Below are 25,028 nucleotides of genomic sequence, written 5' to 3'. Positions count from 1 at the left end.
GACCGCAAGGCGCGGCCGCCATCCCTGTTCGCTACATTAGGAATTCGCCCGCGCGTACTCGCGTGGTTGTTGCGGCCACCGCCAAGGACGGCTGCGACCCGCCAGCAAGAGTTGACAGCCACGACGGCTGGCCGCCGCAATCCGTCTACACTCCCGTCGCCGGGATACCTGTGCGTTCGACCTTGCGCGGTGCTGTGATCTCCTTCCACTGCGACAGCGCCCGGTTGACCGCTGCATGCGGCTCGCGGGCGACGAATTCGCCATGGCCGGGCTGCACCTTGATCTCGTGCTCCTGGATCGCCAGTTCGCCGCGGGTGAAGACGAAGCGTGGTAGGCCGGTCAGCTCGATGCCCTCGAAGACATTGTAGTCGATGACCGACTGCTGGCTCTTGGCGGCGATGGTCTTCTTGCGCTTCGGATCCCAGACGATGACGTCGGCGTCCGCTCCTTCGACGATGGCGCCTTTCTTCGGGTACATGTTGAGGATCTTGGCGATGTTGGTCGAGGTCACCGCGACGAACTCGTTCATCGTCAGCCGGCCGGTGTTGACGCCCTTGGTCCACAGGACCGGCATGCGGTCCTCGAGGCCGCCGGTGCCGTTGGGTATCTTGGTGAAATTGCCGACACCGGTGCGCTTCTGCGCCGTGGTGAACGAACAATGGTCCGTCGCCACCACCTGCAGCGAGCCCGCCTGCAGGCCGGCCCACAAGGAATCCTGGTGCAGCTTGTTGCGGAAGGGCGGGCTCATCACCCGGCGCGCCGCATGGTCCCAGTCCTTGTTAAAATATTCGGTCTCGTCGAGCACCAGATGCTGGATCAGCGGCTCGCCATAGACGCGCATGCCCTTCTGCCTGGCACGACGGATCGCCTCATGCGCCTGCTCGCAGGAAGTGTGCACGACATAGAGGGGGCTGCCCACCATGTCGGCGATCATGATGGCGCGGTTGGTCGCCTCGCCCTCGACCTCGGGCGGCCGCGAATAGGCATGCGCCTCGGGGCCGTTATTGCCTTCGGCCAGCAGCTTGGCCGACAGCTGGGCGACGACGTCGCCGTTTTCGGCATGGACCAGCGGCAGCGCGCCGAGCTCGGCGCAACGCTTGAACGACGAGTACATTTCGTCGTCGTCGACCATCAGCGCGCCCTTGTAGGCCATGAAGTGCTTGAACGAGGTGATGCCCTTGTCGACGACCTGAGCCATCTCGTTGAACACCTGCTCGCCCCACCAGGTGATCGCCATGTGGAACGAATAGTCGGAACAGGCCTTGGAGGTCTTGTTGTCCCACATCTGCAGCGCTTCGAGCAGCGACTGGCCGGGCGACGGCAGGCAGAAATCGACGACCATCGTCGTGCCGCCGGAAAGTGCTGCGCGCGTGCCGCTCTCGAAATCGTCGGCCGAATAGGTGCCCATGAACGGCATTTCGAGATGGGTGTGCGGGTCGATGCCACCGGGCATGATGTAGCAGCCGGTGGCATCGAACTCATGGTCGGCATGCAGATTCTCGCCGATGGCGACGATCTTGCCATGCTGGATCAGCACGTCGGCCTTCCACGTCCGGTCGGCCGTGACGATGGTGCCGTTTCGGATGACTTTGGTCATTCTTCAGTTCCCCTATTGTTGCCGCGCTTCTTTGCGAGCGCTTCAGCAAAGTTTCACATCATCTAAGGGCAGACACTCCACGCAAGCCAAGCGCAAGCCGCCCTTCCCCGTGATGGGAAAGGACTGCCCGCGCGGCAATGTCGGCCCAAAAACTCACTCAACGATCTCCGCGGTCTCGACCACGGCGTGGAACAGCACGTCGCAGCCGGCGGCGGCCCATTCCGGATAGATCTCTTCGTCTTCGTTGTGGCTCAGCCCGTCGACACATGGGCAGAACACCATTGCCGTCGGCGCAACGCGGTTGATCCAGCAGGCGTCGTGGCCGGCACCCGAAACGATGTCGCGGTGGCTGTAGCCAAGCCTGTCGGCGGCGTCGCGCACGGCCTTGACGCAATCCTTGTCGAAGGCGACCGGGTCGAAATGGCCGACCTGATCGATCTCGTAGGAGATATCAAGCGCCTCGCAGATCGTGGCGATGCCCTCGCGGATGCGCCCGTCCATGGCGTCGAGCACGTCCTTCTCCGGTGAGCGGATGTCGATGGTGAAGACGGTACGGCCGGCGATGATGTTGCGCGAGTTGGGATAGACCTCCATGTGACCGACGGCGCCGACGGCGTCGGGCTGGTAGTCCATGGCGATCTCGTGCACCAGTTCGGTCACCCGCGCCATACCGAGCCCGGCATTGCGGCGCTTGTACATCGGCGTCGAGCCGGTATGGGCCTCGCGACCCGTCAACGTAACCTGCAGCCACTTCAGGCCCTGGCCGTGGGTGACGACGCCGATTTCGATGTCCTCGTCCTCGAGGATCGGCCCCTGCTCGATATGCAGTTCGAAGAACGCCTTCATCTTGCGGGCGCCGACCTTCTCGGTGCCCTTCCAGCCGATCCGCTCCAGCTCTTCGCCGAAGCTCTTGCCGTGCGCATCCTTGCGGCCGTAAGCCCAGTCCTGCTCCAGGACGCCGGCGAACACACCGGACGCCAGCATCGCCGGCGCAAAACGTGTGCCTTCCTCGTTGGTCCAGTTGGCAACGACGATCGGATGCCTGGTCTTGATGCCGAGATCGTTGAGCGTGCGCATCACTTCCAGGCCGCCGAGCACGCCCAGCACGCCATCGAATTTGCCGCCCGTAGGCTGGGTGTCGAGGTGGCTGCCGACATAGACCGGCAGCGCCTCGGGGTCTGTGCCCTCGCGACGGGCAAACATCGTGCCCATCTCGTCAACGCCCATCTCGAGCCCGGCCGCGTCACACCATTTCTTGAACAGATGGCGGCCCTCGCCGTCCTCGTCGGTCAGGGTCTGGCGATTGTTGCCGCCGGCAACGCCGGGGCCGATCTTCGCCATTTCCATCAGCGAATCCCACAAACGCTCTGAATTGATTCGGAGATTTTCGCCTGGTGCGGACATGGTTCGGACCCTTATGCTTTCAACTCGACTTCAACGAACGACATAGGCTTGTCGCCGGCATTGACCACATTGTGCTCGACGCCCTCGTTGCGCCTATAGGCGACGCCGGCAGCCATGTCGACGCGTCGCGTGCCGCCGCCGGGCTCTTCCAGCAGGAAAGCGCAAGGCGTGATCGTCGTCACGACATAGTCCATGCCATGCCGGTGCCAACGCGTTTCCGCGCCGGGATCGAAATCCCAGCGCGTGACGCGGACCTTGTCGTCGTCGACGAGCACTTCGCTCGTCGCCTGTTGCCGCGCCTGGTAGGTCAATCCACCATCCTCAGCACTTCCCGGACATGATCGATCAGCTCGTTGATCTGGCCCTTGGTGATGATCAGCGGCGGCGACAGGGCGATGATGTCGCCCGTGGTGCGGATCAGCGCGCCGCGCTCGAACGCCTTGACGAAGGCTGAGAAGGCACGCTTGGTCGGCGCGCCTGCCATCGGCTGAAGCTCGATCGCGCCGATCAGGCCAATATTGCGGATGTCGATGACATGCGGCTCGCCCTTGAGCGAATGCAGCGCTTCCTCCCAATAGGAAGCAAGTTCGGCGCCACGGGTCAGCAAGCCCTCTTCCTTGTAGGTGTCGAGCGTGGCGAGTGCCGCGGCCGAGGCGATCGGGTTGCCCGAATAGGTGTAGCCGTGGAAGAACTCGATCATGTGCTCGGGGCCGGTCATGAAGGCGTCATGGATCTCCTTCTTCACGAACACCGCGCCCATCGGGATGACGCCGTTGGAGACGCCCTTGGCGGTGGTGATGATGTCGGGGATGACGCCGAAATAGTCGGCCGCGAACGGCGTGCCGAGACGGCCGAACCCGGTGATGACCTCGTCGAAGATCAACAGGATGCCGTGCTTGGTACAGATGTCGCGCAGCTTCTGCAGATAGCCCTTCGGCGGGATGAGCACGCCGGTGGAGCCGGCGACCGGCTCGACGATGACGGCGGCGATGGTCGAGGCGTCATGCAACGTGACGATGCGCTCGAGTTCGTCGGCGAGCTCTGCGCCATATTCCGGCTCGCCCTTGGTGAAGGCGTTCTTGCCCGGCAAGTGGGTATGCGGCATGTGGTCGACACCGGCCAGAAGCGTGCCGAACATCTTGCGGTTGGTGACGATGCCGCCGACCGAGATGCCGCCGAAATTGACGCCGTGATAGCCGCGCTCGCGGCCGATGAGGCGGGTGCGCGCGCCGTCGCCCTTCACGCGGTGATAGGCCAGCGCCATCTTGAGCGCGGTCTCTACCGATTCCGAACCGGAATTGGTGAAGAAGACGTGGTCCATGCCCTCGGGCGCGATGTCGACGAGGCGGTTCGCCAGTTCGAAGACGATCGGGTGGCCCATCTGGAACGCCGGCGCATAGTCGAGCTCTGCGGCCTGCTTCTGGATCGCCTCGGTGATCTTGGGCCGGCAGTGGCCGGCATTCACGCACCAGAGACCTGCGGTGCCGTCGAGAATCTTGCGGCCGTCGCTCGACGTGTAATGCATGTCCTTGGCCGCAACCATCATGCGCGGCGCCTGCTTGAACTGCCGGTTCGAGGTGAACGGCATCCAGAATGCGCTGAGATCGTTGGGCGTAACTTTGAGCCTGTCCGACATGACCAAGCTTTCCTTTCTTCCCCTGTTTAGGTACGGCCAACGCTTGGTCTTCGGTGCGTTTTCATGCTACGCAATTTTTTGACCGAATGGACAAACGTTAGCACCGCCGCTTTGGCGGTCAAGGGATTACTACCGGAAATGCGGCTTGGGAGGCGCGCTCCACAGGTCAGCAAGAACTGGTCCAGCCGATTGGTCCAGAGACTGCAGCCACCTACTCTCGATTTCGGGACGTCATGACCATGGAAGGCTCGACACCGCGCGGCCGCACCCGCATCCAGAAGGAGAAGCACGAGGTCATCCTCGAAGCCGCCCTAGACGTGTTTTCCACCAACGGCTTCCGTGGCTCGACCATCGACCAGATTGCCGAGGCGGCAGGCATGTCGAAGCCCAATTTGCTCTATTATTTCCGGCGCAAGGAAGACATCCACGAGACGCTGATGCACCGGCTGCTCGACACCTGGCTCGCGCCGCTGAAGGAACTCGACAACGTCGGCGACCCGATGACCGAGCTGCGCAGCTACATCAGGCGCAAGCTCGAAATGGCGCGCGACTATCCGCGCGAGAGCCGGCTCTTCGCCAATGAAATCCTGCAGGGAGCGCCGCGCATAATGCCGATGCTTGAGGGCGAGCTGAAGGAACTGGTCGACGAGAAGGCCGAGGTCATCAAGGGCTGGATGAGGGCGGGCAAGATCGCCAGGACCGATCCCTGGCACCTGATCTTCTCGATCTGGGCGACGACCCAGCATTATGCCGATTTCGACGTCCAGGTCCGCGCGGTGCTCGGCCCGGACCGTGGCGGCGACGGCCGCTTCGAGGATGCCGCCCGGTTTCTCGAACAGCTGTTCCTCGAAGGGCTCAAGCCGAAGGACTGACCGCCGTTTGCGCGTCCATCCGGACGCACGGCGTCACTCGCAGCGGCTGGATTCTCTGGCCTACTCCCTGGGTGCCATGAACTCCTGGCGCGACAGGCTGCCGTCAGCGTCGCGATCGAAGGCAGCGATCGCAGAGGGACGATCGCCATCACCGCCGATCTCGCCAGGCGACAGGAAGCCGTCCTTGTCGGCATCGACGGCGGCAAACGCGCGGTCGACCAGGGCTCGGTGATGCGCCTCGAACTCCTCGAAGCTCAATCTGCCGTCGCCGCCCGCACGGTCCCTTCCGCCCTCGTCAGGCGCGCGTACCGACAGTGACACCGGCTTGTCGCCCGCCTCGGGTGCGGCGCGCATTACGAACATCAGCCCGGGTTGGGCCTTGTCAGGCTTCGGCAGTGCGGTCGCGTCGGCCGCGCCCGCCGGGCCGATCTTGACGGTTCTGGCCAAGGTTCCGCCGAACTCGTCGGGGCTAAGCGCGCCATTGCCGTCGGCATCCGCTTCCTTGAAGGCAGCCTGCAGGTCCGGCAGTGCGGTTGCCGGCGACACGGCGAGCCCGACGACGCCCACGGCGACGAGGGTAGCAAGAAGGGCCATGGATGGCCGTGCGTAGAGGCGAAGTCTGGTTATGTTTCTTTCCCGTGCTGTCGGGCCGAATGTGGGCTGGGTTGAACATGCCGTCTTAGTCAGATAGGCGTCGATGAAACCGCGCACGACCTCGCTGGCCGGTTTCCCCTCGGCCCGACTGCGAGCCATCAGGGCCTGCTTGGTCTCGTGCGGAATCCGGATTTCCAGCGTTTCGCTTTTCTTGGGAGTTCGAGTCATGGCGTGTCTCGTCTTCGCCGTCGGCTTTGCGGCACGCCAATCTGGACAGGCCGCAGCATTCATTGAAACACGAGAGCCGTCCAGATGCAGGCGTTTTCGTGTCCGGACAGCCCGAAATCACCACGATTGAAGACAAAAGCGCCGCCAACCGCAGACCAGCCACCAATCGGGAAAGCACCTGCGCTGGCGTGACTTGGCAACGAAAGTCGATCTTTTCCTTCGCTGCCAGGCGACCTAGCTGCCGGCTGCGATCACCAGCAGAAAACTGCCGGCCAGCGCCACGTTGCTGACGACGCCATTGATTCGCGAGGCGCGGTCCGGGCCCTGATGATCCCAAAAATTGTTGAACATCAGCGTTCCAGCGATCAGGAACACGATCAACACCGCGGCCGCATAGGCGGTGTGAAAGCCGACCACCAGCATCAGGCCGGCGGTGATCTGTAGAATGATCCCGGCCCATAGGACGAGATGCGCCTGCGGTACGCCGCGCGCCGACATCATGCCCGACAAAAGCTTGGTGTTGGCGATGTTGCGCAGGCCGGCAAAGAGGAAGGCGCCGCCGAGCAAAAGACGGCCGACTGCGGTGAGCGCCGAAATATCCGTTTCGAACATGAACAGCTCCTTGCGCGGCCGCCATCGGCGGCCGCTGAAATGCCTTTGATTTTGGGAGAGTTGCTAGGGTCAAGCGGCCTTGGCGGCTTCAACCGGATGGATGGCGTGGAACGTCACGCAGAGCCGGTTCCAGGTGTTGATCATGCCTACCGCCATGGTGAGCTTGACCAGCTCTTCGCCGGAAAAGTGCTTCTGGCCTTCGGCATAAAGCTCGGCCGGAACGCCCGCATCGGCGATTTTGGTGACCGCTTCGGTCCAGGCAAAGGCCATGCGCTCACGCTCGCTGAAAAGCGGCGACTCCTTCCATGCCGCGACGAGCCAGAGGCGCTGCTCGGTCTCTCCATCGTGCTTGGCTTCGCGGCTGTGCATATCGACGCAATAGGAGCAGCCGTTGATCTGCGACGCACGCAGCTTGATCAGGTGCAGCAGGCTATGCTCGAGCCCACATTCATTGATCGCGGTGTTGAGCGAGACCAGAAGCTTGGTCAGTTCCGGTGCAGCGGTGTAGAAATTCATTCTTGGTTTCACGGCATCTTCCTTTCGTTGATGGTTCTTGTCTTTTGCGGCCGCTGGTTCAGCGCCACGAAGGCGCAGCTGGCGGCGACGATGCGTCGATCGGTGTTCTCGGTGAAATCGGTGACGATGTCGGAGAGCCGCGTGCCGGCCAGCGCCATCCGATAGGCACGCTCGGCCTTGAGCATGGCGACATTGATTCCGCAGGGTTTTACATAGGCCGAGGGGTCGAGCGCATAGCTGCCCTTCTGCCTTATCTCGCCGCAGCGGAACGCCGGCTCCCTGCCCTCGATCGCCAGCACGATGTCGAGCAGCGTAATCTGCTCGGCCGGCTTCGCCAGCCTGTAGCCGCCGCTCGGACCAGGCACCGATTCCAGCACCTTAGCCGCCGTCAGCGCCTTCAAGTGCTTGAGCAAATAGCTCGGTGACAGGCCGAAGGCTTCGGCCATGGCATTGCCGGGCAGCGTGCCGTCGCCATCGACGCCGGCCAGCATCGCCGCACAATGGATCGCCGCCTCCACGCCATCACCATGCTTCATCGTGGTCTCCTTATCGTGGATATCTAATATCGTGGATAAATCTTATCCGCAATAGGCGCATGCGAACAATTTGGGAAAAACCGTCTACGGCTCACTTCTTCGGCAGCTGCTCGATGGTGAAGATGCCATCGATCTCCGGTGCCGCGATGTAGGTCACGTCGGGTGTGTAGAAACGCAGGCGCATCTGCCTGACGGCGTCGACGAGGTCGATGGCCCAGCCTTCCTTGAGACGCCAGGAGGCAATCTCGTCCATAACAGGAAAGGCTTTGGCGCAGGCCGGGTCGACATCGATCTGCATGCCGCCGATGGTCATCTCGCGCTCGAGCACGACATCGCAGCTCCTGTCGCCGGCCTCGTTGCGGATCCGCCATTTGCCGAGAAAGCCGTCAACCTCGGCCTTGTCGAGCGCATCGAGGTCGAGCGACTGAAGATCGTCGGCCCACGCCCCACGCGAAAGCAGGCTCGCCGCGACCATCACCCCAGCACCGATCAGACGCATCGCTTGTTCCCTCTCGCTCGCCGCGACGATATCGACACAAGCGCGCCTCTGTCGAGCAGGGCACTCAACCGAGTTGGCCGGAGCGAGAGTCAGTCGATGTCGGCCGGGCCTTGCGCTGCCGGCGTCACTTGGCTGAGCACGCATTTCCAGCCGGTTCCGTCGCGAACGAAGACATCGCTTGTCCATTCGTCGGCAGCAAAACGCTGTCCGCGAATATGACCGTTGTTGATCACCCGGGAGGTGTAGACCGCAGTCGCACTGTAAAACGCGACCCTGGCATCGCCGACCGTACGCATCATGTCGTGGGTGAGATCGCCCGAGGCGACAAGGCCAAGAAAATCCGCCTTGGCGGTCGCGCCGTCGGGGCCGATGATCACCCAGTCGTCGGCCATGAAGGCGCCAATGGCGGCGGCATCGTTGGACACGATCGCCTCCGCCCAGGCAAGGGCGAGTTCAATGATCTCGCCCTTGTTGTCCATGGCTTGCCGCCCTTACTCCGCCGCCACCTTGGCCATCGGGTTGTTGGGATGCGTCGTCCAGTTGGCATAGTGCGGCGACACCGGCTTGCCGGTGCGCTTGTCCATGGAACCGACGGCCAGAGGCTCCATGGTGATGCAGCCGTCGACCGGACAGACATTGACGCAGAGATTGCAGCCGACGCACTCTTCCTCGATCACCTCGAAATGGCGCGCGCCGTCCAGCATGCTGGTGATTGCCTGGTGCGAGGTGTCCTCGCAGGCGATGTGGCAGCGGCCGCACTTGATGCAGGCGTCCTGGTCGATACGCGCCTTGGCGACGTAGTTGAGGTTGAGATATTGCCAGTCGGTGACATTGGGCGTGGCGCGGCCGACGATGTCGTCGAGCGACTTGTGGCCCTTCTCGTCCATCCAGTTTTCGAGACCGGCAATCATCTCCTGCACGATCTTGAAGCCGTAGGTCATGGCAGCGGTGCAGACCTGCACGTTTCCGGCGCCCAGCGCCATGAATTCGGCCGCATCGCGCCATGTGGTGATGCCGCCGATGCCGGAGATCGGCAGCCCGGCGGTCTCAGGGTCACGCGCGATCTCGGCCACCATGTTCATGGCGATCGGCTTGACCGCCGGGCCGCAATAGCCGCCATGCGACCCCTTGCCGTCGATTGTCGGCTCCGGCGCGAAACTGTCGAGGTTGACGCCGGTGATCGAGTTGATGGTGTTGATCAGCGACACCGCGTCGGTACCGCCGGCGAGTGCCGCCCGCGCCGGCTTGCGCACGTCGGTGATGTTCGGCGTCAGCTTGGTGATGACAGGCATGCGGGTGTTTGCCTTGCACCAGCGCACCACCATCTCGATGTATTCGGGCACCTGGCCGACAGCGGCACCCATGCCTCGCTCCGACATGCCGTGCGGACAGCCGAAATTGAGCTCGATGCCATCAGCGCCGGTTTCCTCGACCACCGGCAGGATCGCCTTCCAGGCTTCTTCGACGCAGGGCACCATCAGCGACACGACGATCGCCCGGTCGGGCCACTCCATCTTGGTCTGCTTGATCTCGCGCAGGTTGGTCTGCAGGTCGCGGTCGGTGATCAGCTCGATATTGTTGAGGCCAAGCAGGCGGCGGTCAGCGCCCCAGATCGCGCCATAGCGCGGGCCGTTGACGTTGACGACCGGCGGGCCTTCCTCGCCGAGCGTCTTCCAGACGACGCCGCCCCAGCCCGCCTTGAAGGCGCGCACGACGTTGTAGGCCTTGTCGGTCGGCGGCGCGGAGGCCAACCAGAACGGGTTGGGCGACTTGATGCCGACGAAATTGTTGCGGATATCTGCCATCTTGTCCTCCCTCAGCCAATCAGGGCGCGGTTGATGGATTCAGCCGCGTCACGCCCTTGCGCCACAGCCGAGACGGTCAGGTCGTCGCCTCCCGCAATGCAGTCGCCACCGGCCCAGACCTTGGCGAGCGAGGTGCGCCCCTCGCCATCGACCTTGATGCGGCCGCCTTCCATAGCAACTGATGGGCCGCTGCCGTTGAGTGCTGCCGGCTCGAAACTCTGGCCGATCGCCTTGAACACCTGGTCGGCGGCGAGCCTGACGATCTCGCCGGTGCCGCTAAGCTTGTCGCCCTTCATGGCGGTGTATTCGAGCTCGATGGCAACGACCTTGCCGCCTTCCGCAATGACCTTCTTCGGCTGCAGCCAGTGGCGGATGACGACACCGTTGGCGGCCGCCAGATCCTGCTCGAATTCGGATGCGTTCATGTGCTCCTGGCCGCGGCGATAGCAGATCGTCACCTCCTCGGCGCCGAGCAGCTTGGACTGCACCGCAGCATCGACCGCCGTCATGCCGCCGCCGATGACGACGACACGGCGCCCGACCGGCAGGCCGGCGAGGTCGCTCGACTGGCGCAGGGTGGAGATGAAGTCGACCGCATTGGAGACGCCTGAAGCGTCTTCGCCTTCGGCGCGCAGCGTGTTGACGCCGGCAAGCCCGAGGCCGAGGAACACAGCGTCGTAAGAAGCAGTCAGATCGGCGAGATGGTAGTCGCGCCCGAGCGCCTTGCCGTTTTCGGTCGCAATGCCACCGATCGCGGTGACGTATTCGACTTCGGCCTGGGCGAAATCGTCGGTGCTCTTGTAGGCGGCGATGCCGTATTCGTTGAGGCCGCCGGACTTAGGTCGCGCCTCGAGAATGGTCACGTCATGGCCGTAGCGCGCGAGACGGTGCGCGGCGGCGAGGCCTGCGGGGCCAGCGCCAACAACGGCGATCTTCTTGCCGGTCGGCTCGGCTCGGCTATAGAACTGCTTGCCCTGCTCCATCGCCACATCGGTGGCATAACGCTGCAGTCGGCCAATCTGCACCGGCTTGCCCTCGGCCACCTCACGAACGCAGACCTCCTCGCACAGAGTCTCGGTCGGGCAGACGCGGGCGCACATGCCGCCAAGGATGTTCTGGTCGAAGATCGTCTTGGCCGAGCCGATCGGATTGCCGGTCGAAATCTGGCGGATGAACATCGGGATGTCGATCGATGTCGGGCAAGCCTGCATGCAGGGCGCGTCGTAGCAGAAATAGCACCGATCGGACTCCACCAGCGCCTCGTGATGGTCGAGCGCGGGGTGCAGATCGGAGAAATTATCGGCGTATTGTGCTGGCGCAAGGCGGCCGCCGACGATGCCTTCCTTGAAAAGACCTTCTGCCATTCCAGTTCCCCAATTTATTCTCGTTTTGAGGAAGCCTAGCACGTTCTATTTTTTTATCAATTGGTCAATTTTTGGCGCAAGTATTTGATTTTACATGAAAATAAGATGATTTTTTTGGTCAGGATTTAGCGATTCTGGGGAGTTCGCTTCCGTAGGGATAGGTGGGGCGTTGGCGAGGCCCTCTCCCCTTGCGGGAGAACGCAGGTTGCGCGCGTCAAAGTTGCTGACAAGTGCGTAGCGTGTCCAACGAAGCCAACGTTTGGCGTCGCGATCCTTCGCCCCCCCTCTGGCCTGCCGGCCATCTCCCCCACAAGGAGGGAGATCGCGCCTACGTCGCCACCTTGGCCAATCGCCAACGTGACAGGGCTTATCCTCTCTGACGTCGCAGGACGCGTGCCGGTGGGGACGCGACTAATCTCCCCCCTTGTGGGGGAGATGCCCGGCAAGGCAGAGGGGGGTGTGAAGGATCGCGACCGAGGTTATCTGCAGGAGTTGCGCTTAGCGATTGTTGTTCAAGAAGAATTTCAACGCACAGAGCTTCGCCACGCTCTCACCTGTTCAAGCCAACGCTGTCACCGGCCCTCAAGCCCCCTGCCAAACACCGCTCAAGCCTCCTACACCGCGCTCTCCCCTCACGCCTCCGGCGTGATGTCATGTGCACCTGCCGCCGCACCCTTGCCCAGGCTTATGACCGGTTCCATGGCGTCGAAGGCGCTGGGCGGCAGGTGGCACTTGATCTGGTGGCCATTGCCCATCTCGCGCACCGGCGGCACCTGGGTTTCACACAGATTGCCCGGCACCTGGCTCTTGTAGCGACAGCGGGTCTGGAACGGGCAGCCCGGCGGCGGGTTCATCGCCGAAGGGATGTCGCCGTCGAGCACGATGTGCTTCTTGACCACTGACGTGTCGGCGATCGGGATCGCCGAGAGCAGTGCTTCCGTATAGGGGTGATAGGGAGGGGAAAAAATCTGGTCGGTGGTGCCCTGCTCGACGATGTGGCCGAGATACATGACCACCACGCGGTCGGCGATGTAGCGCACCACTGACAGGTCGTGGCTGATGAACAGCATCGTCGTCTTCGACTTGCGCTGGATGTCCATCAGAAGCTCTGTCACCGCCGCCTGGACGGAGACGTCGAGCGCCGACACCGGCTCGTCGGCGACGACGACCCTGGCTTGGCCGGCAAAAGCGCGGGCGACGCCGATACGCTGCTTCTGCCCGCCCGACAGTTGGCGCGGCATGCGCTCGGCGAAGGCTCTCGGCAGCTTTACCAGGTCGAGCAGTTCCAGCATGCGCTGCTTGCGGTCGCTTGCCGTCTTGCCGACCTTGAATTTTTCCAGCGTGCGGACGATCTGCGAGCCCACCGAATGACTGGGATTGAGCGTGTCGAACGGGTTCTGGAACACCATCTGGATCGACGCGACGGTGGCGACGTCGCGGTCCTCGATGCCGGTCGACTGGATCTCCTTGTTGCCAAGCAATACCTTGCCCGAACTGGCCGTTTCCAACCCGAGCAACACCTTGGCAAGCGTCGACTTCCCGCAGCCGCTTTCGCCGACAATGGCAACGGTTTCGGATTCGCGTGCCTCGAAGCTGATCGTCTCGTTGGCCTTGACGACCCTGCCCTCGCTGGAGCCGAAGACCTCGCTGCCGCCGACGCGATAATATTTCCTGAGGTCGTCGACCTTGAGAACCGTCGCACCAGGCTTGGTCGGCTCGTGTTTCTTTTCAGCGCCCGGCGGCATGGCCGCCCAGTCGATTTCGTTGAAGCGCACGCAACGGCTGAAATGGCCGTCATGGCCGGCCACCGGGATCATCGGGATCTCGTCGGCGTTGCAGACGCCCTCGACGAAATGGTGGCAGCGCGGGCCGAAGTTGCACCCCTTGGGACGCTGGTGCGGCAAAGGCAATTGACCGGGAATGGCAACCAGCGGGCGCGAGTTCTTGTCGGCGCCGGGCAGCGGAATCGAGCGGAACAGACCCTGCGTGTAGGGGTGGCGCATCCGGTCGAAGACGTCCTTGATCGAGCCGGTTTCCACCGCCTCGCCCGAATACATCACCGTGATACGGTCGCAGGTCTCGAGGATCAGGCCGAGATTGTGCGACACGAAGATCATCGAGGTGCCGAACTGCTTGCCGAGCCCCTTGACCAGTTGGACGATGCCGGCCTCGACCGTGACGTCGAGCGCGGTCGTCGGCTCATCGAGCAGAAGCAGCGCCGGATTGGACAGCAGCGCCATGGCAATGACGATGCGCTGCTGCTGGCCGCCGGAGAGCTGGTGCGGGAACGAGCGCATCATGCGCTCGGGGTCGGGCAGCTTGACGGATCGCACCATTTCGAGCGCGCGTTTATAGGCCTCCTCCTTCGACACCTTGTCGTGGATCATAGGCACTTCCATCAGCTGCTGGCCGACCTTCATCGCCGGGTTCAGGCTGGCCATCGGCTCCTGGTAGATCATGGCGATCTTGTTGCCACGGATGGATCGCAGCTCCTCGTCGGACATGTCGCCCATGTCCTTGCCCTGGAACTTGATGCGGCCGCCGACGATCTTTCCGATGTTGGAGAGGTCGCGCATGATGCCGAGCGACACCGTCGACTTGCCGCAGCCGCTCTCGCCGACGATGCCCATCGCCTCGCCCGGCATGACGGTGCAGGAAAAGTCCATCACGGCGGGAATCTCGCCGCGGCGGGTGAAAAAGGAGATGGAGAGGTTTTCGATCTCGATGATCGGTTCCTGGGCGGTGGCGTTTCTGACGGCTTCGTTCATCGACGTCTCTCCTGGTGGAGGTGCCTTGTCGCAGGACGGTCGCCCCCAGCTCCGCCTCGCTGCGCGAGGCACCTCTCCACCTTTCGACGGGAGAGAGGAAAGGGATTTCGTCCTGCACGGTTTGAATTGGTGTCTGAGGCAAGGCGTTGCGGCCGGCCCTTCCTCTCCCCCGTCGAGCGGGGGAGAGGTTGCCCGAAGGGCAGGAGTGGGGGGCGACCTGATATCAAGCGCTCAATCCTTCATCGATTGTTCGCGCAGCGCGTCGGCAAGAAGATTGAGGCCGAGCACGAATGACATCAGCGCGATCGTCGGCGGCAATGCCGGGTGGATGAAGGAGCGCAGCAGGCGGCTGGCGTCCTTGATCGCGGTGCCCCAGTCCGGGCTTTCGGGTGCCAGGCCGAGGCCGAAATAGCCGAGCGTGCCGAGCAGGATGGTGGTGTAGCCGATGCGCAGGCAGGCATCGACGATCAGCGGGCCCCGCGCATTGGGCAGGATCTCCCACAGCATGATGTACCACGGGCTCTCGCCGCGGGTCTGGGCGGCGGAGACGTAGTCCCGCGTCTTGATGTCCATGGTCAGGCCACGCACGATGCGGAACACGCCAGGGCTGGACGCGAAGACGACGGCGACGAAGATGTTGAGCTGGTTGGGATCGATCGAGATGATGCCGAGCGGATCGGCGTTGAAGACCAGGCCGACATAAACCCAGCCGCCGAGCAGCAAGGTGAGCCCGAGCAGCAGGTAGATGCGCTCAGGCCGGCTCTTGAAGCGGGTGTAGAACAGCACCGAAAAGAAGATGATCGGAAACAGGAAGAACACACCCGCCATGGCATAGGGGATCGGCGTGTCCATGATGCCGGGGGTGACCAGCAGGTAGAACAGCAGGATCACCGGGAAGGCGAGCACGAGGTTGGCGAGGAAGGACAGGAACGAGTCGATCCGCCCGCCATAATAGCCGGCCGGCAGGCCGAGCGTGATGCCGACCATCAGCGCGAAGGCGGTGGCCGCCGGTGCGATGATCAGCACGATCTGGCTGCCATAGACCATGCGCGAGAAGACATCGCGGGCGAGCTTGTCGCCGCCGAACAGGTAGACCTGCTTCGACGCCGGCTCGATGGCGCCGGGCAGCGCGTCCTTCATGATCGGAATCTGGGCGAGCGGGTCGAAGGGCGCGACCTTTGCCGCGAAGATCGCCGTGAACAGCCAGAAGAAGCAGATGCCGACGCCAGCGATGCCGACCCCCGAGTCGAAGAGCTGGCCGTAGAGGCCGAGATGCTTGCGGAAATTGAAACTGGCGACCAGCACGATGGCCATGGCCAGCCACACCGGCCAGAAGCGGGCGAGCACGCCGAGGAACGTCTGGAAGGCGCCGATAAATTCGATCTGCATGCGGCCGTCTCCCTACTGAACGCGGATGCGTGGATTGAGGTAGGCGTAGCCGACATCAGAAATCAGCTGGGTGATAAGGACGATGAAGACCGAGACCAGCGAGCAGCCGAGCAACAGGTCGATATCGTTATTCCCTGCGGCTTCGACCAGCGTGTAGCCAAAGCCCTGGTAGCGGAACATCACCTCGACGATGACGACGCCGGTGAGCAGCCAGGGAAACTGCAGCATGATGACGGTGAACGGCGCGATCAGCGCGTTGCGCAGCGCGTGCTTGACCACGACATTGCCGAAGGACAGGCCCTTGAGGCGAGCGGTGCGGATATATTGCTGGGTCATCACCTCGACCATCGAGGCGCGCGTCATGCGGGCGATGTAGCCGATACCGTAGATGGCGAGCGTCATCACCGGCAGAGTGAAGTTGTAGAAGGTGATGCCCTGGCTGGCGGAAGCCGCCGAGCCGTTGAGCCAGCCCAGCCACGAGGCGAAGATGACGGTGAAGATGACGCCCGAGACATATTCAGGCGTCGCAGTCGTTGCGATCGAGGCGACAGACAGCGTCCTGTCGGTGCGCGAGCCCTCGCGCATGCCGGCGAGAATGCCGATCAACAGCGATATCGGCACCATGGTGACCAGCACCCAGAACATCAGGATGCCGGTGGCGCCGAGTGCGGGGAACAGCTTGGTGGCGACGGGTGTCTTGAACTTGGTCGAGCAGCCGAAATCGCCTTGCAGGATGCCGGAATAGGTAGGCTCCGCCGCCTCGTTGCAGAAGCGGAAGCGCGGCACCGCCTGGCCGTTGGCCGGGTCGATGTTGGGCTGCTTCTGGACGACGCCGAGCCACTGGCCGTAGCGGATGAAGAAGTTCTGGCGGTAGCCGTTGCGCTGCAGCCAGCTTTCGAGCTGGTCCGACGTCGTGCGCATTTCGGTCTGGCTGATCGCCAGCTTCTTCAGGTTGGGCTCGAGATTGATGAGAAAGAACACCACAAGGGTCAGGCACAGCATGGTCAATGCCATGGTGCCGAGGCGGCGCGTGATGAAAGATAGCATTGGCGTCCCCTGCCTTTGTGGGTTTGGGGTCCGTGGCGATCAACCCGGTTGCGGAAGGCGGGAGGGGTGCTGGACACCCCTCCCATAACATCGGCTCAGGCTCAGGCCTGGTCGAGCCACACCTTGCCGTAGTCGTGCTCGAAGGTCGGATGCATGCCGCCGCCCTTCACCGCGGCGACCGAGTGGTTGTAGAGCTTGCGCCAGAACGGCTGGATGATGATGCCGGAATCCTGGAGCGTCTGCTCGATGTCCTTCATCATTTCCTTGCGCTTGGCGACGTCGGCGACGGCGAGCGCTGCGTTCAGCTTCTTGTCCCATTCCGGGTTCGACCAGGCGCTTTCGTTCCAGGCCTCACCGGTGCGATAGGCCAGCGCCAGAACCTGCACGCCGAGCGGGCGCATGTTCCAGTTGGTCATCGAGAACGGGTACTTGGTCCAGTCGTTCCAGAAGGTCGAGCCGGGCAGAACGGTACGCTTGACCTTGATTCCGGCCTCGCGCAGCTGGGCGGCGATGGCATCGCCGGTGTTCTTGTGCCAGTCCTCGTCGACGGTGATCAGCTCATGCTCGAAGTCGGCCTGGCCGGCCTCGGCCATCAGCGCCTTGGCCGCTGCCGGATCGCGGGTCTGCTTGGGCAGCTCGAAATATTCCGGATGGATCGGCGCGACGTGATGGTTTTCGGCTGCCGTACCGGCATTGCCGTAGCCGAGCTGCAGCACCACCGCATTGTCGACGGCCTTGTGCAGCGCCTGACGTACCTTCTGGTCGTCGTAAGGCTTGTTGGCAACGTTGGTGCGGGCAACGATCGTGGCCGCGGTGACGACTTCCGACTTGACCAGGCCGAGGCCGTCAAGGATCGAAACATAGTCGGCCGAGGTTTCGAAGTTGGTGTGGACTTCGTTGGCCTCGAAGGCGCTGACCATGGCGGCCGGATCGGTGCCGTAGTCGATCAGCTCGACGCCGTCGAGATAGACCTCGCCGTTCCACCACTTGTTGTCTTCGCGGCGCTTGTAGACCACCTTCTGGCCGACATCGTAGGAGACGAGTTCGAACGGGCCGGTGCCGATCGGGCAAGCCTTGAAGTCGCCGCCCTTCTCGTCGAAGGTCTTATGCACGATGAGGCCGGGATAGTCGGTCAGGTTCGGGATGATGGCGATGTCGGAGGTGGTCAGCTTGAGCTTGACCGTCATGTCGTCGACCTTCTCGACCGAGCCTTCGCGCAGCTTGCCGGTCTTCTCGTCGACCAGCGAGCCGAGGCGGCCGGGCATCGAATTGCCTTCGGCACTCTTGTCGGCCCAGCGTGTGAAGTTGAAGATGACGTCGTCGGCGTTGAACGCATCGCCATTCGACCAGGTCACGCCGGGACGAACGTGCAGCACATATTCGGTGGCGTCGTCGTTCACTTCCCAGCTGGCCAGCAGATAGGGTTCGAAGGTGTATTTGTCGGTGTACTTGACCAGCGGCTCGATGGCCTGGCGCTCGGCATTGGCGATCTCGGACCAATCCGCCTTGCGCGGATCTTTCGGGTCCTTGATCCACTGCGCGACCTTTAGGATGCCGCCCTTCTTGGCTTCCTGTGCCTGGGCCTCAACGGGCATGGCGAGACCGATCATGCCATAGGCCATGGCCGCCGATGCGCCGAAGGTCGTTGCCATCGCGAGGAACTCGCGACGGTCCATCTTGCCGTCGACGACAGCACTGGCCATCTCACGGATGTGGCCGGGAACAAGATCAGAGTTGCTCTTGTAGAATGTCATTTCCGTCTCCCATTGAAGCTGTAACGTTACCATTTCGCATCCGATTGCCGTTGTCAAAACGGTCGGACGTCGTCGTTCCCGTAGGTAAGTCTGCAATTTTGAACGGGGAGCAGTTCGCGTGATAGCGACAGAGTTGGCGCAAAAATGGTAGTGCGCAGCGGATTCGTCGGAATCTTCGCCCCAAGCTAATATGCCTGAGTTCAGACAACCGGCGGCAGTGCCACGACACTTCGCCTGATATGTCAGTGCAGAGGTTGCCGCAGCGGCAGTCCGCTCAGTATTCCTTCTCGTAGAAGATGCCGCCCTTGGCCTCGCCGCTGTCGGTTGCCTGGCCGCGCAGCTTGACGCCACGCCCGACATTGAGGTCGATCGTCGCCTTGCCCGAGCCTGGCTGGTCGCCGGCCTCGATCGACAGATAGGTGCGATCGTTCAGATACTTGCCGACGGCAACCGACGTGTCGCCCTGCTCGTTGGTCTTGATATCGAGATCGTCGACGCCGAGCGTCGCGCGCAGGCTTGAAAGCAGTGAAGTCGAGCCGCCGATGCCGGCCATCTGGGCGGCGGCGTCCGCCAACTGGGCGATCTGCAGCGGCGACAGGTTGGACATCGAACGGCCGAAAATCAGCCGCGCCAGCACTTCGTCCTCAGGCAGCGCCGGCACTGACGAGAAGGCGAATTTCGGATTGTTGGCTTCGCCCGTAATGCCGATCGTCACCGTGGCGTCGCCTGCGGTCGTCTCTGCCGCGAAATTGATCGTCGGCACCAATGAGCCGGAAAAGCCGACCGAACCCGAGGTGAAGTTGAGCCGCTTGCCGAGAATTGAGAGGCGGCCACGGCGCAGCGTGAACTCGCCGACGGCCTGCGGTGAGGCCGACGAGCCCGACAGGCGCAGCGAGCCGCCGAGCTCGGCATCGAGGCCACGCCCCTGGACGAAGATCTGGTTGGGCGCATTGACGGTGACGTCAAGCATCAGCGCGCCGCTGCCGCCGCTCGCCTTCGCCGGCGGGCGCATCGCCTCCTGCTGGGCGACGACCGCCTTGGGCGCGTTCTTGTGCTTGACGTCGACGGCGGTCAGGGCACCGGGGAACTTTTCAGGGATGCTGATGACGGTGCGCGCAAGGTTGATCGTTCCCGAAAGCACCGGTGCTGAAACCAATGGGCCCTTGATGGCGATATCGCCGCCGAGATTGGCAGTGACGACGCGGCCGTCGGTGTAGCGACCGTCGGTCAGCTTGATGGAGATGTCGGCCGGGAACCCCTGGGCAGCATTCGTGCCGACAGTGCCGCTGGCAGTGAGCTGGCCGCCCGTCGACAGCGCGCCGGTCAGGCGGTTGATGCGGGCAACACCGGCGGCGATGCCGACATCGAGATTGATGTCGTTGATGGCGATGCCCGACTGGGCGATCAGAAGCCGCGCACCCGAAGCACGGATGCTGCCGCCAATGACCGGCGACGTCGCGGGGCCGCGGACCTGGACGTTGACGTCGGCAGTGCCGGTCAGGGCCATGCCCTGGGCGGCAAGCGTGCGGCCCAGGAAGGAAAACGGCACCGGCCCGGAAAAACTGAGGTCGAGCGCCACCGGCTTGGCCGTAGTGACAACACTGCCGCCGCCCTTCAGCGCCAGGCCCGACCCTTCGCTGACCGTCGACTGGAAGGTGAGTTTGCCGCCGGCGAAGGTGCCGGTCGAGCCGATGTTCATCGCACCGAAGCCGGCGCCGGTGGTCTGAGAGGTTGCGGCCCCGGCGACCTTGAGGTCGTAGCCGACTGTCGGACTGGCGGCAGCCCCCGAAACCTTGACCGTGCCCGAGATCGAACCAGCGGCACCAAGGCCCGGCGCGAACGCGTTGGCAAGCGAGGCCGGCACGTTGGCCAGCGTAGCGTTGAGATTGAGCGCGGCGCCGGCAGTGCCGGAGATCGTCGCCGTGCCGCCGCCGAGATTGAGCGCGAGCTTGTCGAGGGTCGTCGTGCCGCCTGCAATCGAAATCGTCGTCGGACGCGCAACGGCAGCCTTGATGCCGCGCATGACCGCGTCACCCGAGGCCAGTTCGATGGTCGTGGTACCGCCTGCCAGCTTCACGCGGCCTGTGGCCCTTGCCGGGATGTCGGCGACGGTGGCGCCGCCGGAGAAGCCGGTCCATTCGCCGTCGCGCTTGAGATCGACCGATATGCCCGAGATGACCGTCTTGCCCGAGCTTACCGATGTGGCCTTGATCGTACCCGAGATCGCCGGCGCCTTGAGGTAGTTGAGGATTTCTGCATTGATCGAGACGTTGCTGGCGGCGAGATCGCCGCGCTTTAGCGAAGCCGTGCCCAACTCGAGGCGCGCCTGCGGGACATCGCCGGAACGCGTGAAGTCGATCTTGCCGCGCAAGTCGCCTTCGGCCTTTTCGAGCGCAAGTGCCGCGAGCGGGCCGATGTCGGGCATGTCGATGGTGACGGTGCCGAGCGGCGCAAAGTCCTGGTCGAGCACAAGGTCGCCGGAAAGCTTGTTTTCGCCCAGCGACAGCGACAGGCCCTTGATCTCGCGCTTGCCGTCAGCGGTGGCGAGCACGGCACTGCCCTGAAGCGGCTGGCCGGCGACGATGCCCGACAGCGCGACATTGGCGGCCGGGTTGGCCGGATCGATCTTGCCTGATGCCTTCAGGCTGAGCCCGGTGATTTCGCGCGCCGCCGCCTCGATGCGGTCACTGGTGACGGTCAGCGAAATGTCAGGCGCGGTGCGCGCGCCCTTGGCGGTCAGTGCGAAGTCGACGGAACCCTTGGCGTCCTTGGACAACAACGAGATATCGGCGAAGGAACCCTTGAGATCGGCGTCGACGTCAGTGCCCTTGACCCGAGCCGTGCCACTGGCGGTCAGCGCGCCGGAGGTGAACTCGATGGCATTGGCGGCGAAGCTGCCTTCGGCGTCGCGGCTGGCGGTGGCGGAAAACTGGGTGCGCTCGGCGAGCGCGATGCGGACACCTGATGGCAGCGCGCTGGAAGCGACGTCAGCCTTGACACCAAGTTCGAGCGACAGGTCGACCAGATTAAGCTTGGCGTTCAGCGAGCCGTTAAGCGCGTCGCTGCGGATCGTGCCTTCGTCGACGACGACCTGATCCTTGCCGATGGAGCCTGCCATGTCGACAGCGACGCGGCCGGCGACCAGCGGTGCCAGCGTGGCGACGTCGGTCTTGAGTTCAGCGACGCCGAGCTTGATCGACAGCGGGCCGCTGCGGTTGGCGATGTTGAAGCCATCGGAATGGGCGGAGGCGGCAATGTCGCGCAATTCGGTGTTGCCGGCGATGACCGAAAGCAGCGAGGCGCTGAAATCGACCCCCGGCGCCTTGCCGTCGCCAAGGGCGCGCAGGCTTGCAGCATTGATGGCAACGGTGACAGGCTGGGCATCGCTGCCGAGGCTGAGCACGATAGGCCCTTCATTGGCCTTGACGTCGAGCGAGAGATCAGCGGCACCTTCCGGATCGAGCGAACCGGCGGCGGTGGCGGTCAGCGCGCTACTGGCAACGGTGGCGCGCTCGATGTCGAGACCGCCGGTCGTCGTCCGCGTGCCGGCGACGTCGAAGGTGGTGTTGCCGGCGAGCAGCGGCTTGAGCGCGGCGGGCAGAAAATCCTCGAAGGCGCCATCACCCTTTGCCGAAATGACATTGCCGTTGTCGGTCAACTGGTGGGTGCCGGAAATCCGGGTAACGACATTGCCGTCGACGGCGAAGGTGCCATTGCCGCTCCAGTTGGCGGCAGGCCCCTCGCCTGCAACAACGAGTTCGACCGCCGGTTGATTGGGCAGCTTGAGGATGTTGGCGATGATGCCGCCGGCGGGCTCTGCGGCGCGGATGTTGAGCGCGATGCGGTTGTCGGCTGGCGCAAAGGCGATGTCGGCATCGATTACACCTTCCTTGCCGTCGTTGCGCGAGACGTGGAGCTTTGTCTCGATGCCGAGCGGCGAACGGTCGGCGCGCAGCATGCCCCTGGCGGCAAGCTCTGCGATGCCGGTGCCGGAAAGCGCTTCGCCAAGTGCGATCTCAGGCAGCTCGATCGCCTTGATGTCGACGGAAACCGGCAGCGACAGGCCGCCGCCGCTGCTCTCCTCCTTCGTGCCGGCCTGCGGCAGGCGGGCAAGTTCGATGCGGTCGGCGGCAATCCTGTCGGCGCGAAAGGTGCGCGAGAGTAGCGCCAGCGGCGACCAGTCGACTGAGACGCCGCGCAGGGCGAGCCATGCACCCGTGTTGTCTTCGATCACCACATTGTCGAGCCTGAGATTGCCCGACCAGATACCGCTCAGCCCGCTAAGCCTGATCTTCTGGTCGGGCGTCGAGGCGACGCTGGAGATCAGCCCGGCGAGGTTTTCGCGCCCCTTCGAGGTCAGCGTGAACACAGCCGTGGCGCCGATGACGAAGGCCAGCACGACGAGAACCGCGATGCGGAGGATGCGCAGGATTTTCTTCAGCATAACCATCGCGGTCAGAACGCCTGGCCGACGCCGGCGTAGAAGCCATAGCTGGGATCGCCCGGCCCCGGATTGAGCGGCACGGCGACATCGACGCGCAGCGGGCCGAACGGGGTGAGATAGCGGACGCCGATACCGGCACCGACCTTTACGGTGCCGAAATCGGGGAATTGCTTGGCCGAGACGGTGCCGGCATCGATGAACGGCACGATGCCGATCTTGTCGTTGACGGCATAGCGGATCTCGACCGAGGTTTCGGCATAGGACAGGCCGCCGGTCGGCTTGCCGTTGAGCTCCGGGCCGATGCCCTGATAGGCGTAGCCGCGTACCGAGCCGCCGCCACCGGAATAGAAGCGCCGATCGGCCGGCACGTCGTCGAGGCCGGCGCCGAGGATCGAGCCCATGGCAACGCGGCCGGCGAGAACGAACCGGTTCTGATCGCCGAGCCCGTAATAAGCCGAGCCCTCGCCCTTGAGCTTGACGAAGGTATTGCCGTTCAGCGCGTCATAGGTCGGCTCGATATAAGCGAGCGCACGGAAGCCGCGCGTCGGGTTGAGCTTGTCGTCGCGGTTGTCGAAGGCATATTGCAGCGGCGTCGACACCAGCAGGTAGCGCTTGCCGTCTGGATTGAGAGCGTCCTCGATGTCGGAATAGTCGACCGCGAGCGAGGCCGAGACGGTCTGTTGCCTGGTCAGCTCGTAGGAGACGCCGGCATTTCCCTTGACCGAGAAGATGTCATAGGCGTCGGGGTGCTCATAGGACGCCTTGAGGTTGGCAAAGAACTTCGAAGCAGGCCCGATGACACCTGGCTTCTCGAACATGATGCCGGCATTGTAGTTGAGCTTGCCGAGTTCGGTGGTGTCGCTGATGCGGCCGATCGAACCACTGATGCGCAGCTTTTCGGCACGGCCGAACAGGTTGCGGTGGCCCCAGTAGCCTTCGAGCCCCGCACCTTCGGTGTTGGAATAGGTGGCGCCGGCACCGAAGTAACGCATCTTGCGCTCGCTGACGCGGACATCCATCGGGATGTTGCCGGTCGGATCGAGCGCGAGGGCTTCGTTGATCGACACCGAGCTGAACACTTCGAGCGCCAGAAGGCGGTTGCGCGCCTCCTCGATCTCCTTGGGCGAATATTTCCGGCCGGGCTCGAGCCCGGTCATATAGACGGTGAAGTCGCGGTCGACCGCCTCGGTGCCCTCGACCGTCGTTTCGCCATAACCGGCGATCGGACCGGCTGCGACGTCGAGGGTGACGTCCAGCGTGGTGGTGGCGTGGTCGGCAACGATGGTGCGGCTGGTTACCTTGGCGAGCGGCCTGCCCTCTTCCTTGAGCGCGCGTACGATGCCGGCCTCAGCCTTCAGGATGGCGTCGGAGGCCGCATTGCCGCCAGCGATCAGGCCAAAATCGGCGCCCCTGATGTTGGCGGCATCGCCCTTGAGCACCACATCGCCGAGTGTGAACATCGAACCGGGCTGGACCGTGACGCTGACAGGAACCGGCTGTGGCCCGTCGAAGACTGCGTCGGGAGCGAGATCGTCGAGGTTCTTGCCGGCGATGGAAATTTTGACGACACCGTCATAGCGCGCCTTGGAAAACAGCGCGGCGACGAGGCGTTCGCGGTCGTTGCGCGCCTTGGCGAGCAGGCCGAGCGACCCGGACACCGGCCGATCCTCCTCGCCTTTGAGCAGCGAGGCATTTTCGATCGCCTCCTTGAGGTCGTCGTCCGAGGTGTCGACCTCGAAGGTTACGGCATAGTCGAGTGGGTCGACGACGTCGGCGTCATCCTCCTTCGACGAGCCCCACAGCTTGATTCCGAAGATTTCGAAGGCGGCGGCGCGCTGGGTTTCCACAGCCAGGATGCTGGACGACAACAGCATTGCAACCGCCGCGCGCGGAAGCGCACGGGCGAACGTCGGTCTGTCGAATCCACGCAAACGCCGCACAAACATCAAGCCAAGGTAACTCC

At 63.5% G+C, this 25,028-nt stretch carries 19 protein-coding genes; 1 reads left to right on the top strand and 18 read right to left on the bottom strand.

Annotation, left to right across the window (positions count from 1 at the left end):
• Nucleotides 1-145 precede the first annotated feature (145 nt).
• From hydA to aptA, 4 genes are all read right to left on the bottom strand, one after another.
• Nucleotides 146-1,597 (bottom strand): dihydropyrimidinase, encoded by a 1,452-nt coding sequence (hydA, locus tag DY201_RS11895; RefSeq protein ID WP_115731381.1) that lies wholly within the window; start codon nucleotides 1,595-1,597, stop codon nucleotides 146-148.
• 153 nt (nucleotides 1,598-1,750) lie between these two features.
• The gene (locus DY201_RS11890) at nucleotides 1,751-3,001 is read right to left on the bottom strand and encodes a Zn-dependent hydrolase (RefSeq protein ID WP_115731380.1); all 1,251 of its coding nucleotides are present in this window, start codon (nucleotides 2,999-3,001) and stop codon (nucleotides 1,751-1,753) included.
• An 11-nt stretch (nucleotides 3,002-3,012) separates the two neighbouring features.
• The gene (locus DY201_RS11885) at nucleotides 3,013-3,312 is read right to left on the bottom strand and encodes a cupin domain-containing protein (protein WP_115731379.1); all 300 of its coding nucleotides are present in this window, start codon (nucleotides 3,310-3,312) and stop codon (nucleotides 3,013-3,015) included.
• The gene (gene aptA, locus DY201_RS11880) at nucleotides 3,309-4,637 is read right to left on the bottom strand and encodes an omega-aminotransferase AptA (RefSeq protein ID WP_115731378.1); all 1,329 of its coding nucleotides are present in this window, start codon (nucleotides 4,635-4,637) and stop codon (nucleotides 3,309-3,311) included. Before aptA ends, DY201_RS11885 begins: the two co-directional genes overlap by 4 nt.
• A 239-nt stretch (nucleotides 4,638-4,876) precedes the next feature.
• Here aptA and DY201_RS11875 point away from each other — a divergent pair, with 239 nt between their 5' ends.
• Nucleotides 4,877-5,509 carry a TetR family transcriptional regulator C-terminal domain-containing protein gene (locus DY201_RS11875; protein ID WP_115733741.1) on the top strand — a complete coding sequence of 211 codons (633 nt, stop codon included), beginning with the start codon at nucleotides 4,877-4,879 and terminating at the stop codon, nucleotides 5,507-5,509.
• Nucleotides 5,510-5,569: 60 nt separating this feature from the next.
• Here the strand turns inward: DY201_RS11875 and DY201_RS11870 are convergent, their stop codons facing one another.
• The 14 genes from DY201_RS11870 to DY201_RS11805 form a co-directional block, all read right to left on the bottom strand.
• Nucleotides 5,570-6,103 (bottom strand): EF-hand domain-containing protein, encoded by a 534-nt coding sequence (locus DY201_RS11870; protein ID WP_207904359.1) that lies wholly within the window; start codon nucleotides 6,101-6,103, stop codon nucleotides 5,570-5,572.
• Nucleotides 6,104-6,565: 462 nt separating this feature from the next.
• Nucleotides 6,566-6,943, bottom strand: coding sequence for a DoxX family protein (locus DY201_RS11865; RefSeq protein WP_115731376.1), 378 nt, complete (start codon nucleotides 6,941-6,943; stop codon nucleotides 6,566-6,568).
• 69 nt (nucleotides 6,944-7,012) lie between these two features.
• On the bottom strand, nucleotides 7,013-7,471 hold the full coding sequence (locus DY201_RS11860) for a carboxymuconolactone decarboxylase family protein (RefSeq protein WP_115731375.1): 459 nt from the start codon (nucleotides 7,469-7,471) through the stop codon (nucleotides 7,013-7,015).
• A complete protein-coding gene (locus DY201_RS11855; protein WP_115731374.1) occupies nucleotides 7,468-7,995 on the bottom strand; it encodes an RrF2 family transcriptional regulator in 528 nt (175 codons plus the stop codon). The genes DY201_RS11860 and DY201_RS11855 overlap by 4 nt, the downstream gene beginning before the upstream one ends.
• A gap of 91 nt (nucleotides 7,996-8,086) precedes the next feature.
• Nucleotides 8,087-8,494 carry an AprI/Inh family metalloprotease inhibitor gene (locus DY201_RS11850; RefSeq protein WP_165916046.1) on the bottom strand — a complete coding sequence of 136 codons (408 nt, stop codon included), beginning with the start codon at nucleotides 8,492-8,494 and terminating at the stop codon, nucleotides 8,087-8,089.
• 89 nt (nucleotides 8,495-8,583) lie between these two features.
• Entirely contained in the window at nucleotides 8,584-8,973 is a 390-nt protein-coding gene (locus DY201_RS11845) for a nuclear transport factor 2 family protein (RefSeq protein WP_115731372.1), read from the bottom strand.
• A 12-nt stretch (nucleotides 8,974-8,985) separates the two neighbouring features.
• Complete coding sequence (gene preA, locus DY201_RS11840; protein ID WP_115731371.1) at nucleotides 8,986-10,299, bottom strand: NAD-dependent dihydropyrimidine dehydrogenase subunit PreA; 1,314 nt, start codon at nucleotides 10,297-10,299, stop codon at nucleotides 8,986-8,988.
• Nucleotides 10,300-10,310: 11 nt separating this feature from the next.
• Nucleotides 10,311-11,663, bottom strand: coding sequence for an NAD(P)-dependent oxidoreductase (locus DY201_RS11835; RefSeq protein WP_115731370.1), 1,353 nt, complete (start codon nucleotides 11,661-11,663; stop codon nucleotides 10,311-10,313).
• Nucleotides 11,664-12,295: 632 nt separating this feature from the next.
• Nucleotides 12,296-14,431 carry a dipeptide ABC transporter ATP-binding protein gene (locus DY201_RS11830; protein WP_115731369.1) on the bottom strand — a complete coding sequence of 712 codons (2,136 nt, stop codon included), beginning with the start codon at nucleotides 14,429-14,431 and terminating at the stop codon, nucleotides 12,296-12,298.
• A gap of 231 nt (nucleotides 14,432-14,662) precedes the next feature.
• Nucleotides 14,663-15,820, bottom strand: coding sequence for an ABC transporter permease (locus tag DY201_RS11825; RefSeq protein ID WP_115731368.1), 1,158 nt, complete (start codon nucleotides 15,818-15,820; stop codon nucleotides 14,663-14,665).
• Between the two features lie 12 nt (nucleotides 15,821-15,832).
• Nucleotides 15,833-16,867, bottom strand: coding sequence for an ABC transporter permease (locus DY201_RS11820; RefSeq protein ID WP_115731367.1), 1,035 nt, complete (start codon nucleotides 16,865-16,867; stop codon nucleotides 15,833-15,835).
• A 101-nt stretch (nucleotides 16,868-16,968) separates the two neighbouring features.
• On the bottom strand, nucleotides 16,969-18,621 hold the full coding sequence (locus tag DY201_RS11815) for an ABC transporter substrate-binding protein (RefSeq protein ID WP_115731366.1): 1,653 nt from the start codon (nucleotides 18,619-18,621) through the stop codon (nucleotides 16,969-16,971).
• 274 nt (nucleotides 18,622-18,895) lie between these two features.
• Nucleotides 18,896-23,065 carry a translocation/assembly module TamB domain-containing protein gene (locus tag DY201_RS11810; RefSeq protein ID WP_342635188.1) on the bottom strand — a complete coding sequence of 1,390 codons (4,170 nt, stop codon included), beginning with the start codon at nucleotides 23,063-23,065 and terminating at the stop codon, nucleotides 18,896-18,898.
• An 11-nt stretch (nucleotides 23,066-23,076) separates the two neighbouring features.
• Nucleotides 23,077-25,011: an autotransporter assembly complex protein TamA gene (locus tag DY201_RS11805; protein ID WP_115731364.1), complete on the bottom strand. Its 1,935-nt coding sequence runs from the start codon at nucleotides 25,009-25,011 to the stop codon at nucleotides 23,077-23,079.
• Between the last annotated feature and the right edge of the window lie 17 nt (nucleotides 25,012-25,028).

The organism is Aminobacter aminovorans, assembly GCF_900445235.1.
Classification (GTDB): Bacteria; Pseudomonadota; Alphaproteobacteria; order Rhizobiales; family Rhizobiaceae; genus Aminobacter; species Aminobacter aminovorans.
Note: the sequence above shows the minus strand (reverse complement) of the source record. Positions and strands in the feature narration are given on the sequence as shown.